The sequence below is a fragment of the Glaciecola sp. SC05 genome (assembly GCF_041380235.1).
In the GTDB taxonomy this organism is placed as follows: Bacteria; Pseudomonadota; Gammaproteobacteria; order Enterobacterales; family Alteromonadaceae; genus Glaciecola.
In genome coordinates, this window is record NZ_JBGIYY010000018.1 from 82,819 (window position 1) to 96,544 (window position 13,726).

A 13,726-nucleotide genomic window follows, 5' to 3' on the forward strand; every position below is an offset into this window, starting at 1 on the left:
TCTTATCTAAGAATTAAATATGCTAACACAGCAAGAATGACCACTGCCCAACCTAGATACTCTATGTAGTCTTTTAATTTTGCTTCCATGGGCGGGCCGCCGTATTTCATAAACGCGGCTACTAGATAAAAACGCAGGCCCCGACCAACTGTTGAAGCGATCACAAAAGGTAAAAACGCCATGCTCAGTGCGCCAGCACTTATCGTAAATACCTTGTAAGGGATGGGCGAAAAGCCTGCGATGAAGACGACCCAAACGCCATATTCAGAAAACCACGTTTCTGCAAGGGCGAGCTTTTCGCCATATCCTAAATCAATTATCAATGGAGATAGCCAAGATTCAAAGGCATAAAAACCCAATATATAACCTAAAATACCCCCTACAACCGACGCTACTGTGGTGACAAATGCAAAGCGCCAGGCCTTATCGGTTTGGGTCAAAACCATGGGTGCTAACATCACGTCAGGCGGAATAGGGAAGAAGGTACTCTCAGCGCAGCTTAAGCCCGCCAAATATTTTTCGGCGTGACGATGTCGAGACCACTTTAAGGTCCAATCATAAAGGGTAGTAAATATTTTCAAGAAAGCGCTCCTGCAATCAATGGTACAAATTTTACGGATTCGATGGTTTTTTGCACCAACTGTCCTTGGTGTTGATCAATACAAAATAATTGTTGAGTGCTCTTACCAAGGGGCACTACAAGCCTACCGTGGGAACTGAGTTGCAAGGTCAGCGCTTCAGGCAAATTCTCGGCAGCAGCAGTAACGATAATTGCGTCAAATGGTGCTTTGCTTTGCCAGCCTTGCCATCCGTCGCCATGTTTCATTTTGACATTGTGCAGGTCAAGCTGATTCATGCGTCGTTTGGCCTGAAATTGCAGTGCTTTGATTCGCTCTACGCTAAACACAGACTGAAATAACTGCGCCAATATCGCGGTCTGATAACCGGAGCCTGTGCCAATTTCCAGTATGCTGGTGGGTTGGACGTCTTGTTCAAGCAGAAGTTCGGTCATTTTTGCAACGGTATAGGGTTGCGATATTGTTTGCCCTTGGCCAATAGGCAAAGCGGTGTTTTCGTATGCTTTATGTTTTAATGCGTCAGGCACAAAAAATTCTCGGGGAGTAGCCGCAATGACTTCTAGCACCCGGGTGTTTCGAATCCCTTCTTTTTGCAGAAGTGCCGCTAATTGCGAGCCTTTGCGAGTGTTTTTTATTATCATGTTAATCTTATTTTTGTAAGCAATCGCTGTTCGCTATGGTGATTCTGTTGGGGTCGTTGAGCTTCCCTCTGACGCAATAATTTCTCGCAGTACAGCGGTTGCAAAGCAACCCGACGGTAAACTAAAAGAAAGGTGTAAATTGTTATCTTCAAGTGACCACTGTATGTCTTTAGGATACAGCAATATTGGTCGCCTTTCTTGTTTTAAACCCACATCAGTAAGCGTCTTTATTATGGCGGGATGTTGCGCGAGCAGCCCACTCTCAAAGGCCTCAGTATCGGCTTGAACCGCTGACTTCCCGCTACCAAGTAAAGGCGCAGTAATTTGCACATCTTGCTCAGCTAAGCGTTTATAAAGGGCGTCAATATTGTCGCTTGCAGATACCACAAAATAACTGTTTGAGCCTGCAAGCTGCAGAGCGTCGCCCATCATTATTTGCGTATGTAGACCTGTTGAAACCCGCTGGCTAAGGACCTCATTAAATAGATAGCTTCGAAGCGCTGAAATCGCCATTGAGCGTTTATTTCGATTCTTAATTTTTTCGCCTTGGGCCATACGCATACCCAAACTTAGGTTACCGTTGAGCACTATACCTTTGGCGGTATGCATTTCGCCAAAGCGCTGTTGGCCATAATAATTAGGCACACCAAAATTTTGAATTTGAAGCATGCGCTGTTGCCATAACTGTGGATCAAGTGTAGCTACATTGCGAACAATTAAACTAAATTTATTGCCCTGCAGAGCGCCGGTTCTTAGTTTTTTGTTATGGCGTGTTGCATTTAATATGCTTATATCTGGTGATTCGAAGTCTTGCCAATTTGGACAACTGTGTTTGCCTTGATAGACACTGAAGTATTGTCTGGTGCGGGCGAATTTGTCTTTTCGGCCAGCGTAGCTAATATCTCGCAGTGAAATGCCTGAAAACTTTGCTAATTGTTCTGCTACAAATGCAGTATTGGTATTGGTTTTTTCGATCCAAAGTAAATGATGTTCGCCTTCACCTGTGAGTTCAAAGCCTAGCTGTTCTTCTACCACAAAATCATCGGCATAGGTTTTGATATCCCCAGTGCTAAGTGGAGAACCGTGCAGTCGATGCCAGTGAGATGTGCTAGCTTCGCTTACTTCAGAATTATTCACTTACCGACTCCAGCAATACCACAGCATCGCAAGCAATGCCCTCTTCACGACCAACAAAACCAAGCTTTTCCGTGGTAGTGGCTTTGACACTGACTTGTGATAATTCCGCATTTAATGCGAGGGCGATATTTTTACGCATGTTGACGATATGAGGTGCCATTTTTGGAGCTTGAGCAGCTATCGTGATATCTAAATTGCAAAGTATAAAGCCTGCTTGCTGGATAAGCTGATACACATGTTTTAGCAGCATGATTGAATCTGCGCCCTCGTAGTCGCTGCTGGTATCCGGAAAATGTTTACCAATATCACCAAGTGCCAATGCGCCTAGCATCGCGTCACATAGCGCATGCAGGGCAACGTCACCGTCGGAATGGGCAATTAAGCCTTGGTGGTGGGGAATGTGCTCTCCGCAAATAATAAGCGGGCTCTGAGAGCCAAATTTATGCACGTCGTAGCCATGTCCGATTCTGATCATTGATATTCTCTTGCTATGGTTTGCTGTCGCAGATAAAACTCAGCTAAAGCGAGGTCTTCCGGCCGCGTAATTTTCATATTTGCTGCTTCACCCTCAATAAGCAAGACATCGTCGCCTAGATACTCAATAGCTGAGGCTTCGTCAGTTAGCACTAGGCCTTGGCTTAATGCATGTTCTACTGCATGCAATAGTCGCTGGCTTTGAAACATTTGTGGGGTTTGCGCTTGCCATAAATGGCTTCGGTCTATTGTCGTGTGAATACGCTTTGGTAAAGCTTCAGATTCACTTTCAGCGACTTTGATTGTATCGACAACGGGCAGTGCTAGAATCGCAGCACTGTATTTTTGCGCCGCCAATAAACGGTCTAAGGCTTTTTGAGATAAGCCGGGGCGCGCAGCATCATGCACTAACACCCAGTCTGTACTCACATGTCCTTGCAAAAAACGTAGGCCATTCAACACTGATTGGGCTCGAGTATCACCGCCTTCTACTGCTATTATTTTAGGGTGGTTGGCTATGCTCAAGGTGTCAAAAAGCGAATCTTTTGGATGCAGACAAACCACTATTTTTTGAACCAGTGGATGATCAACAAATGCGTTAATTGAATGCTCTAAAACGGTTTTGCCAGCGAGACTTAAATATTGTTTAGGTATATCGCTCGCCATGCGCGAGCCGATGCCCGCAGCAGGAATAACAACCGACAGTGATGAGGGGGAAGTCAAATAAACTACTCTTTTGGCAAAATACGGTAAAAAGTTTCGCCTTCTTTAATTAAGCCTAATTCATTGCGAGCTCTTTCTTCCATTGAATCAATGCCTAATTGTAAGTCTTTAATATCTGCTTTTAATAATGAGTTTCTTTGTGACAAATTTGCGTTTTGTTGCTCAAGACCAGTGATTTGAGTTTGCATCTTACGGTAATCAGCAATGCTATTTTTGCCAAACCATAAACGAGCCTGTAAAGCGGCGAGTAGCGCAATGAGTAATACTGCTATCCATTTATGTTTCATGATTGTGCCTTACACTCATTATATTCCACGCTAGGCATGATCGCTGTTATAAAATAACACTCTCGCGGCCTAGGGTTAATATTTATTATCAATTGAGTTCGTTTCAATAACGCTATATTAGCACATTTTATTGGGGCAAAAAGAGGCGAATTTTTTAAGCGGTAATTTTCAATTTTTAGTAACGAAGATTTTTGCTCTTGCACCATTATAGTGTTTGGTGTGGGCTTAACAGCATAGTACAATCGGGCGCCACAAATGTTTACACCGCAACACATTCGCAAGGCTTGGTATTGTCTACAAGACTGGTAATTTAGCGTAATTGATTATAGTGTGGCGGCATTTGAGAGTGTGTCAATTTTTACCCACATTAACCGCAAAGAGGTTCCACATGTTAGTACGCAGTAATCTTGCTACCGAGTCACTCATACGCCAGAAAATCCGTGACTTTTATCGAATTAGCGAAGCGCGTGCCATCGATCATATTTTACCTGAGGCAGAGGTTAATATGCGTGCGCGCAGCCGTGCATGGGAGCGCGCACGGACTATGGTGCTTCGCATTCGCCGTGAAAATTCAGCGCATGGCGGGGTCGATGCATTGCTCAATGAATATTCGCTATCGACATCTGAAGGTGTGGTATTAATGTGCTTGGCCGAAGCGTTGTTGCGAGTGCCAGACAAAGGTACTCAAGACGAACTGATTCGCGACAAACTTTCGCAAGGCAAGTGGGCACCGCATTTAGGCAACAGTGATTCGATGTTTGTAAATGCATCGGCTTGGGGTCTAATGTTTACTGGCAGCATGGTGACTTACGCAGATAAACGTAAACAAGAACAACTAGGCCTTCTGAAAAAGACCCTAGGTCGGCTGGGTGAACCAGTTATTCGTCGTGCCATGAACATTGCTATGAAAGTGATGGGCAAGCAATTTGTAATGGGCGAAACTATCGAAGATGCTGTAGAGCGTGCAGAAGTGAAGGAGAAAAAAGGCTACGTTTATTCTTATGACATGCTCGGCGAGGGTGCAAGAACCAGTGAAGACGCCCAGCGTTATTATGATTCGTATGTGCATGCGATTAAGATCATTGGTAAAGCTGCAAAAGGCAGGGGTCCCAAAAAGAGCCCTGGTATTTCAGTCAAGCTATCGGCGATTCATCCACACTTTGATTTCTTAAAGCACGAAACAGTTGTTGATGAAATTAGCGACAAGCTGAAAGTACTTTGCTTAATGGCAAAAGAGCATGATATTGGTTTAACCGTTGATGCGGAAGAATCAGAACGCTTAGAAATTTCGCTAGATATAATTGAGCGCGTATTCAGCGATCCGGACTTAGCGGGTTGGAATGGATTTGGGATAGCCGTACAGGCCTACCAAAAGCGCGCCATATTTGTAATTGATTGGCTACGAGAGCTGACTCAAAAAGTGGGTAAAATCATGATGGTGCGCTTGGTTAAAGGCGCTTATTGGGACACCGAAATTAAACACACGCAACAAATGGGTGCAGAAGACTTTCCGGTGTTTACCCGCAAATCATCTACGGACGTTTCTTATCACGCTTGTGCAAACCGATTGTTGGCGTACAGAGATACTATTTATCCTCAGTTTGCCACTCACAACGCATATAGTGCATCTGTGATTTTAGAATTGGCAGGGGATGACAAAGAAAACTTTGAATTCCAATGTTTGCACGGCATGGGCGATACACTTTATGACCAAATTGTGGAACAAGATCGCATTCAGTGTCGAGTGTACGCGCCAGTGGGCGAACATGAGGATTTGCTTGCTTATTTAGTGAGGCGTTTATTAGAAAACGGCGCCAATTCTTCATTCGTAAACGCAATTGTTAACGATGAAAAAGAAGTCGAAGAATTGCTTGGCGATCCGGTTGAGCATACCCAGCGCTTGACTCGCCGCGAAAACGATCAAATCAGTATGCCGCTTAATCTATATGGCAAAGAACGAGAGAATTCACGTGGCCTCGACTTATATGACATGAATCAGCTAGCCAATACTAAATTTCATTTGGAAAAGTGGTTTAGCTCGCATATGCAACAAGTTGCTGAAATGCCAAATAAAGAAAGTCTGCATGCGGTATTGAATCCTGCTAATCATGACGAAGTGATTGGCTATCATCAGTTTGATAATCAGGCTGACATGCGGGCAAAGCTTGATGCATCCAGTGAAGCTTTTCAAACATGGTCGCAAACACCCGTAGAAGCCCGAGCGCAAGTGCTCAAAGCTACTGCTGATATTCTCGAGCGGCACATGGATGAGTTGATTGGTTTATGTATAAAAGAAGCCGGTAAAATTGCTCAAGACGGTATTGATGAAGTGCGCGAAGCGGTCGACTTTTGTCGTTACTACGCTGCCAGAGCAGAAGAGCTTGATCCGGATAATCGTTTAGCGCCGCGTGGCGTTATTTTGTGCATTAGTCCTTGGAACTTCCCGCTCGCCATATTCTTAGGCCAAGTAACTGCCGCAATTGTTACAGGCAATACGGTTATTGCAAAACCTGCAGAGCAAACCAGTTTAATTGCCAAGCGTGCACTAGAGCTAATGTATTCAGTAGGTTTACCAAAAGATGTGGTGCAATTAGTTTTAGCCAGTGGCCCCGATGTGGGCGATACCTTGTTGCCCGATATGCGCATCAAAGGTGTGATGTTTACGGGCTCTACCGCAACCGGTACGTTGATTTCGCAAAAGTTAGCGGAGCGCGGCGTTGAGCAAGTTCCACTAATCGCTGAAACCGGCGGTCAAAACTGTATGATTGTGGATTCAACTGCATTGCCAGAGCAGGTCATTGACGATGTTATTACATCCGGCTTCCAAAGCGCGGGTCAACGCTGCTCGGCAATGCGAGTGCTATTTGTTCAAGAAGATATTGCTGATGACATAATAAAAATGCTAATTGGCGCGTTAAAAGAGTTAAAAGTTGGAGATCCACAGTGGCTCTCTACCGATATCGGCCCAGTTATAGACAGCAAGGCTTTGAATTCGCTTAACCAGCATGCCCAAGCAATGGCCAATACAAAAGGCGCCAAACTGCTTTATCAGTGTGATGTTGATGACAGTTTAAACGGCACTTTTTTTGCGCCTAGATTATATGAAATTGACAGTATCGATCTGCTAGAAAGAGAAGTGTTTGGCCCATGTGTACATGTGGTTCGCTTCAAAGGTAAGAAAATCAATGAAGTGATTGAGCAAATCAACGGCACAGGATTTGGCTTAACAATGGGCATACATTCGCGTATCGAAGAGCGTGCTCATGAGCTCGCAAAGCTTTCAAACGCAGGTAATGTTTACATTAATCGCAACATGATTGGCGCTATTGTTGGCGTGCAGCCATTTGGTGGTCGCGGATTATCAGGTACTGGGCCAAAAGCCGGTGGACCGAATTATTTACCGCGTTTAATGGTAGAAAAATCGACACCAGTAGCCGCTCCGGTTACCCATGAATTTTCGGATGATAAAGCCCTCGCCAGTGATAAATCAGACTATGCAGACGTTGCTAATATGATGACACAAGCGATGTCCGTGGCTCAGCCCTGGCGCCTAACTTCTTTAACATCGCGGATTTCTTGGGTGCGTCAACTGCTCGCAAAAATCGCAATCGTTGATATTGTTGATGAGTTGGCCGATGATTTAAATCAAACCTTAGCTACCGCTCGTGCGCAGCTCATTACCATTGAAAAACGTTTGAAAAAAGCCAAGGTCTTACCCGGGCCTACCGGTGAGTCGAACACTTTGCATTTAGAGCCTAGAGGCATACTTGTTACCTTTGCAGACAAAGAAGTTGCGTTTGAATACTGGGTTCTGTCCATTGTTACTGCGCTTGCTACCGGTAATGTGGTGATTTCGGTTGTTTCTGAGCTCTTCTATGAAGAGGCATTAGCCTTTAAGAACAAACTTGAAACCACTGGTGCGCCTAAAAACATATTCCACGTAGCAAGGCTAAGGCACTTAGAAGCCTTGCTCAAGCACCCAGCATTAAACGGTGTAGTCATCGATACGGCTACACCTCGAGCGGCCTATATTGCAAGGGAATTGGCGCAGAGACAAGGAGCGATATTGCCGACGATTACTGCTCGCTATAACGACAACATGATCCAACGATTGTTAACAGAGAAAACCATATCGATCGATACGACAGCGTCAGGAGGGAATACCTCATTGATGACATTGACCGATGAAGATGACGACTAAGCTATCTGCTGAAGGCATGCTGAGGCAGAGCTGAGGTCTTAAAAAGTGCGATGACTGCGAGCAAGCAGCATCGCACTTTTTTGTAGAAGGCTATTTTTCCGCTGGTTTAGCGGCGCTTGTAGTTCTTTTCTTTCTGGGCGCTGGCTTGGGCTTCTCGTCATCGGGTAGCATTTTGGCTTTGTTGCGTTTAAAAGCAATGATCATGAGCTTTTTGCTATAAGTGCTGATGGAGTGATCGGCTAACAGCTTAGAAAAGGGCAGAGATTTATATACTAAGGCTTTAATTCTGTAGAAAAAACTTACCGTATAAAGTACTTTTACGTCGTCGAAGTCTCCAGGATTACAGTTGGTAAGATATCGCATATTACCAGCATGCATATACCCTCCAAACTTAGCTTGAAGCCAAGCCGCCGCGCGTTCTCCTGCACCCGGTATAATTTTAGCAATGGTAGCCAATATCGTTACAGTGACGTCGCCAGGGGGAAGCATGGTTACGCAATCTGCGGCGTTAACTAAGCGGTGAATAGGCGTTTTTATATTATTGATCCAATCGTCGTTCCCCACTCGAGGAGAGCCAAAGGTGTAGCACGCCGATAGGCCGCCTTTATGATATATAAATTTGGTTGCAACCGTGGCTAAGGCTCCGCCTAAGCTGTGCCCAGTAATATATAAAGGCTTATTACAATACGGCGATTTTAGAAGAGTTTGTTCAACTTCCAATCGTATCTCTTGGTAAGCAAAGTAAAATCCGCTGTGGATCATGCCCTGAGTTTCGCATTTGCGAATATTTGCACGAGCATCTGCTTTGATATCGTCAAGCGAGTCGGTTTCGGTGCCTCTGAATGCTAACACCATATACTCTTTATTTTGAACAAGAATGGCCTGCGTACCGCCTTTGTCAAAGACCTTTATGATTTTAAAATCAAACTCGCTGAGCTGCGCATTTAAACGAGCCTGCTCTTCTTCGTGATTGTAGAGCACTTTATCGATGATGCCCGAGAGTAATTCAGCGCGATCGGCATCGATCATTTTAGTGATCCGCTGAATAAAGTGTGCTTTTATGTATTCCGGTTTGTTCGCGGCAGCTTCGCCCTGCTTACCATCCTCCGAAGCAGGGACAGTGGCTTTAAACAAGGGGTTAAACTTGATATAGGCTAATTCAGATAGTACCGACATAACCCATGCCGTACGATCGCTGTATGCTTGTCGGTAGGTTGGCAAGTCTAAATTAAGAATACTGCGGCTAGTGTCTTTGTCGCTGATTGATTGAAAGTAACTGTCCGTCATGGTGGTTTCCCTTTAATCGCTTTGGCTATTCGTTGGAGTACGCTTGTTTTTTTGAGGCCTTACGTTCATGAGTATATAGCCTTTTTTGCGATATTGGTTAAAAATTATGCGAACGCTTGGAACCACCAAGTATTGCTATTGAGTCTTAAAATAAGGTTTATACTTGTTGTGACAAGTGAGTTAAAAGACTGATTGAAGCATCTGCATAGAGATACAAGAATGGAAATTGAATTAAAATTAGTTGTACAAGAAAACGCGCTAGAGCGATTGGAGTCAGAATTTTTTCCTTCATTAAAAGCAGAGGTCAAACGTTTCGATAAAGCGGTATTTAATGAATATTATGATACGCCGGATCAGCTATTGGGTAAGCGCAGAATGGGTTTTCGGGTGCGAGCTATTGACGGTGGTTATGAACAAACCGTTAAGACACAAGGTCAAGTTCAGGGAGGACTGCATCAGCGTCCAGAATATAATGTCACACTTGCTGCCCCCATCCCAGACTTACACAAATTTGACCCGGATATTTGGGGGGATGACTTTGACGTAGAGAAAGTTAACCGCAACATTGCTAAGTTATTTACTACCCATTTTCAACGAACTCAGTTTGATATTACTACCGACAAAGGCTGCGTTGAGCTTGTACTAGACATAGGCGAGGTCAAAACCGAAGATGATAGTCTACAAATCAGAGAGATTGAGCTCGAACTTAAGCAAGGTGAACCGAAAATGCTGTTTGATTTGGCACAGCAGATTGCACTCGTTATGCCCGTACGCTTAAGCAATATTACTAAAGCCGGTAGAGGTTACCAGCTTATACAAGGCGGCCGAGTGGGCACAAAAACACTTCCCTCGTTTTTACCTTTGCACTATTCAGATACAACTGAATCGGGTTTGTGTAAAGCCATTGAATGCGCATTGACGCATTGGCAGTATCATCAAGGCTTGTATTTGCAAACTCAAGATGCCAAAGCACTTACGCAAGTGCGAGAGAGTCTAGTGTTGTTGATGCAAAGCGTATCGTTATATTTGCCTGTACTGCAATCAGACCATCTCTTGTTACTTCATAAACAGTTACTCAGCCTTGTGCAGCAATGGTCATGGCAAGAAGACTTAGTGAGTATTCACCAACTGCGTTCTCGCAAAGGCGCGTTTTGCAAACGTGTCCCTAAAAATCAACAAATGGTTAATTATTTACTCGGCCGCAGAGAAGGTTTGTTTTTAGCTTATAAACCGGAAGAATTGCTAATGTCGAACTTGAGTAGCACGGTGCAACTGAGTGCATCGCGCTTACTTGTTGAAAAACCATGGCGAGAACAAACAGATGGTGCTGATATTCCGGTTACTAAACATGCAAATGGTTGGTTGTCGCAAAGTTGGCAAACCGTTATGCAGTCGCTACCTACAAATGGCAGAATGGACGCGGCAAAGTATCTTTCAATCGAGATATTGTTAAAGCAGTCGTTAACCAATGGTTTTTTGTTAGGAGAGTTGTTTACTGATACTCGAGGTGACTTCAGGGCCCCATGGCTTGACCTATTGCAGGGTATCGAAGAGCTTAAAGCACTGGCATTTTTGCAAGATGCATCAGTTGAGTGCGAAGTTGAAGACTTACTTGAGTTTCAGCAATGGATCAAAGATAAAACCGCTAGCCTACTCGAAGTTATGGAGCGCTCTCGCAATATTGCAATGCGCGCAGAGGTATATTGGTAAGCTGTACTGTCAAGTGACCGAATTCGGATGGACAGAACCACAATTTAACTGCCTTCGCTAAATTTTGTTCACAACTCGCATCTGTTGTTTTCGTACTGCTGGGTTGAGTGTTCTGCAAGCGGCATCAGTTCTTTCTTGGCTGCTGAATAACTGCGTAATTTATCGGTGACTATCTTGATTGGTGCGGCTTGCTGGCCTTTTGATAACTTTTTGAAAAAAAGCTTAGCTGCATGTTTATCTTTACGTTTCTGAACGAGAATATCGATTTCATCACCATCCTGATCGACAGCCCGCCAAAGGTAATGCAGCACACCTTTGATCTTGATGAATACCTCATCAAGATACCAAGTATCACTCAATTGCCGTTTGAAAATGTTTAAGCTTGTCTTTGAGGCTATCAGGAAAGCGCACTTGTTGCCAAAGGCTTTTACAAATTGCTTCGGGTGCTTGCCAGTCGCCTTCTGCAATCCAGTCAATAAAGCTATCGCAGTTGCTGGGGTAGTCAATTTTTATGCCCTGTTTACATTGCAACCATTCGTCTATTTCATCACTGTTCAAGTCATGCATAACTTCACACAAGCCGAGGGTTTGCAAGGTATAGGCATTAGACGACTGTTCGTATTGACCTTGTAAGGGCTTTACTAACAATGCTTTACCCAAGCTAAGGCATTCGGTTGACAATTCAAAGCCGCAGTTTGCAATGACGCCTGTACAATTGACTAAATCTTGCTTGAATGCTTTGGTGGATAAAGGTCGCCAGTGAATGTTTTGCGAGTAGTAAGCGTGTGTTACCGCTGGGTGATAACATATGAATAGATAGTCACTTAAGTCGTTTAGCTGCTCGGTAATGAGCTGGGTATCTTCAAATGGTAAATACACCAATATCGCCTTGCTTTTTATATTGATTGGCTTAACTGCTTGCTCGATAGTTTGTTTGCTACATTGCCTAGCAACGAAAGGCGGTATGATCTGATGACCAAAGTGATACCAATGCGTACCTAAGCTATATTGTGTTGGTGCAAAGTATTGGGTAATTGCCTTGTCGAGTAGGCTTTGTTTATGCTTAGGAACTTGATGTAAAAAAGCGGCCTGATGACTTACCGATAGCGACGGCACACCCGATAATTTTCCTGCCCATGCTGAAATGGGTTCAAAATCATTGATAATTAAATCATAATTTTTAACCATTCTTTGTTTTAATTCAGTGGCAAAGTAAAAGACATTGTTGTGGGCAATGGTTTGTCGTTTTTGCACGCGACCATTATTGGTAACAAAAGTCAGTCCTCTTGAGGTTTGGTAGTTACCAAAACTTTGCATATCAAAATAGCCATTGGGCTTACGGCCGCTAAATAAGTAGTCAACCTGAATATCATTGCGCCGAGCAAAGCCCTCAGCCATGTGTCTGGCGCGAGTAATATGCCCATTGCCAGTGCCTTGAACCCCGTAAAGAATTTTCATGCAATTGCCTTATCCAAAAAAGTAGATGCTACATAGCGCAACGGCAATGCCTAAGCTTGCGCCGAGCAAAACGTCTAGCGGAAAGTGCACTCTCAATACAATGCGAGAAAGTCCAACCATGCAAGCCCATAAATATGCGACAAGCGCTAAATTCGGATAAAAATGCATAATGATCGTTGCCATTAAAAATGCTGCTGCGGTATGCCCGGATGGCAGACTAAATTTGTCTGCGGGTATCACATATGCCTCTACATTTAAGAAAAGATCGCATGGACGTTTGCGCTTAAATCCGTGCTTTAATATCAGATACATAGGGATCTCAAAACAATATGCGGTGAGCGCTGTGTATAAAAATAAAGCACCATGTTGCTCATCAAAATAGAATAATATGGCGGCGAGTAAAATATAGAGTTGTCCATCTCCAGTTTTTGACACCCATCTAAAGTAGATTGAAATAGGCTGTGTAGAAGACGAAGTATATTGTGCTACCCATTGAAAAACCCATGTGTCTAAATCTGCTAGTCGATTCATCTGATGTCCCTAGCGTCATATTCAATGGAAGCTCAGAGTAGTGGACTTTTATTAAGCAATCGTGACACTTATGCGAAGAGAATATGACAATATAAGTGCTACGCACAGCGCTTAAAGGATTAATGAGACAATTTTCGCGATAAGGTTTACTCCGCCTGCATTTTCAACTAGTGTGGATGGGTCTAATTCAGTAAGAGCTTACCCAGCATGGAAATTAAAACTTCCGAATTATGTGATTTATATGCTGATCGCATCGATGGTGGCGGCTCCTTGCGACATGCTTGAATGCGCAATTTCCCCTTTACTGGTTGTCAACACCGGCGATTTTGAAAGGTTGGCTTGAGCGAGTGTTCGTCTTTTGATGCCATAGAAGCAATCAACCATTGCGTGAAAAGAATAGTCGCCTTAACTATGAAAGGCCTGCATGGTAATATTTGTGTATCAGTACCAATCTTAAAAATTCAACCTTGAGAAAATAGACATATGGATACGTAAAATAACAGCAGCGCAAATGAAAGCCATGATAATGTTGTCACCCTTGAAGACCTTGGTAAGCTGGCTGATTACTCTCTTATTAATACCCTAACCTGCGATCCTGATGCTACCAAAAATGGCATTGATTACGCGCCAAGACAAGTATTTTCTGGACATTATGTACCCGTTAAACCAACGCCGATTGAAAATCCAGAATATGTTACT

At 43.8% G+C, this 13,726-nt stretch carries 13 protein-coding genes; 3 read left to right on the forward strand and 10 right to left on the reverse strand.

From position 1 onward, the window contains the following. Positions 1-2: 2 nt before the first annotated feature. Genes AB9H30_RS15725 through ftsB form a run of 6 tightly spaced genes read right to left on the reverse strand, consistent with a single transcriptional unit; the run spans position 3 to position 3,840 of the window. Positions 3-581: a YqaA family protein gene (locus AB9H30_RS15725; protein WP_371195651.1), complete on the reverse strand. Its 579-nt coding sequence runs from the start codon at positions 579-581 to the stop codon at positions 3-5. Beyond that, positions 578-1,219, reverse strand: coding sequence for a protein-L-isoaspartate(D-aspartate) O-methyltransferase (locus AB9H30_RS15730; protein WP_371195652.1), 642 nt, complete (start codon positions 1,217-1,219; stop codon positions 578-580). Before AB9H30_RS15730 ends, AB9H30_RS15725 begins: the two co-directional genes overlap by 4 nt. A 33-nt stretch (positions 1,220-1,252) precedes the next feature. Beyond that, complete coding sequence (gene truD, locus AB9H30_RS15735) at positions 1,253-2,356, reverse strand: tRNA pseudouridine(13) synthase TruD (protein WP_371195653.1); 1,104 nt, start codon at positions 2,354-2,356, stop codon at positions 1,253-1,255. Then, positions 2,349-2,831: a 2-C-methyl-D-erythritol 2,4-cyclodiphosphate synthase gene (gene ispF, locus AB9H30_RS15740; protein ID WP_371195654.1), complete on the reverse strand. Its 483-nt coding sequence runs from the start codon at positions 2,829-2,831 to the stop codon at positions 2,349-2,351. Before ispF ends, truD begins: the two co-directional genes overlap by 8 nt. Next, complete coding sequence (ispD, locus tag AB9H30_RS15745) at positions 2,828-3,553, reverse strand: 2-C-methyl-D-erythritol 4-phosphate cytidylyltransferase (protein WP_371195655.1); 726 nt, start codon at positions 3,551-3,553, stop codon at positions 2,828-2,830. The genes ispF and ispD overlap by 4 nt, the downstream gene beginning before the upstream one ends. 5 nt (positions 3,554-3,558) lie before the next feature. Beyond that, entirely contained in the window at positions 3,559-3,840 is a 282-nt protein-coding gene (ftsB, locus tag AB9H30_RS15750) for a cell division protein FtsB (RefSeq protein WP_371195656.1), read from the reverse strand. Between the two features lie 388 nt (positions 3,841-4,228). Between ftsB and putA the strand changes: the two genes are divergently transcribed. Continuing rightward, the gene (gene putA, locus AB9H30_RS15755) at positions 4,229-8,041 is read left to right on the forward strand and encodes a bifunctional proline dehydrogenase/L-glutamate gamma-semialdehyde dehydrogenase PutA (RefSeq protein ID WP_371195657.1); all 3,813 of its coding nucleotides are present in this window, start codon (positions 4,229-4,231) and stop codon (positions 8,039-8,041) included. A gap of 90 nt (positions 8,042-8,131) precedes the next feature. Here putA and AB9H30_RS15760 read toward each other — a convergent pair whose 3' ends face one another. Beyond that, entirely contained in the window at positions 8,132-9,328 is a 1,197-nt protein-coding gene (locus AB9H30_RS15760; RefSeq protein ID WP_371195658.1) for a lipase family protein, read from the reverse strand. A 219-nt stretch (positions 9,329-9,547) separates the two neighbouring features. On the opposite strand from AB9H30_RS15760, the gene AB9H30_RS15765 reads away from it, so the two are divergent. Continuing rightward, positions 9,548-11,038: an inorganic triphosphatase gene (locus AB9H30_RS15765; protein ID WP_371195659.1), complete on the forward strand. Its 1,491-nt coding sequence runs from the start codon at positions 9,548-9,550 to the stop codon at positions 11,036-11,038. 68 nt (positions 11,039-11,106) lie between these two features. Here AB9H30_RS15765 and AB9H30_RS15770 read toward each other — a convergent pair whose 3' ends face one another. From AB9H30_RS15770 to AB9H30_RS15780, 3 genes are read right to left on the reverse strand one after another with little or no spacing between them, the layout of a single operon-like run. Further along, a complete protein-coding gene (locus AB9H30_RS15770; protein ID WP_371195660.1) occupies positions 11,107-11,397 on the reverse strand; it encodes a DDE-type integrase/transposase/recombinase in 291 nt (96 codons plus the stop codon). Next, positions 11,390-12,496, reverse strand: a complete 1,107-nt coding sequence (locus AB9H30_RS15775) for an MJ1255/VC2487 family glycosyltransferase (protein ID WP_371195661.1) — start codon at positions 12,494-12,496, stop codon at positions 11,390-11,392. The genes AB9H30_RS15770 and AB9H30_RS15775 overlap by 8 nt, the downstream gene beginning before the upstream one ends. Positions 12,497-12,505: 9 nt before the next feature. Continuing rightward, positions 12,506-13,027, reverse strand: a complete 522-nt coding sequence (locus tag AB9H30_RS15780; protein ID WP_371195662.1) for a phosphatase PAP2 family protein — start codon at positions 13,025-13,027, stop codon at positions 12,506-12,508. Positions 13,028-13,308: 281 nt separating this feature from the next. On the opposite strand from AB9H30_RS15780, the gene AB9H30_RS15785 reads away from it, so the two are divergent. After that, entirely contained in the window at positions 13,309-13,389 is an 81-nt protein-coding gene (locus tag AB9H30_RS15785) for an NAD(P)H-dependent oxidoreductase (RefSeq protein WP_371195668.1), read from the forward strand. The last annotated feature ends 337 nt before the right edge of the window (positions 13,390-13,726 follow it).

Coding starts and splice junctions, on each gene's coding strand:
- AB9H30_RS15730 (WP_371195652.1), bottom strand. CDS start 1,219: ATGATAATAAAAAACACTCGCAAAGGCTCGCAATTAGCGGCACTTCTG.
- ispF (WP_371195654.1), bottom strand. CDS start 2,831: ATGATCAGAATCGGACATGGCTACGACGTGCATAAATTTGGCTCTCAG.
- ftsB (WP_371195656.1), bottom strand. CDS start 3,840: ATGAAACATAAATGGATAGCAGTATTACTCATTGCGCTACTCGCCGCT.
- putA (WP_371195657.1), top strand. CDS start 4,229: ATGTTAGTACGCAGTAATCTTGCTACCGAGTCACTCATACGCCAGAAA.
- AB9H30_RS15760 (WP_371195658.1), bottom strand. CDS start 9,328: ATGACGGACAGTTACTTTCAATCAATCAGCGACAAAGACACTAGCCGC.
- AB9H30_RS15765 (WP_371195659.1), top strand. CDS start 9,548: ATGGAAATTGAATTAAAATTAGTTGTACAAGAAAACGCGCTAGAGCGA.
- AB9H30_RS15775 (WP_371195661.1), bottom strand. CDS start 12,496: ATGAAAATTCTTTACGGGGTTCAAGGCACTGGCAATGGGCATATTACT.
- AB9H30_RS15780 (WP_371195662.1), bottom strand. CDS start 13,027: ATGAATCGACTAGCAGATTTAGACACATGGGTTTTTCAATGGGTAGCA.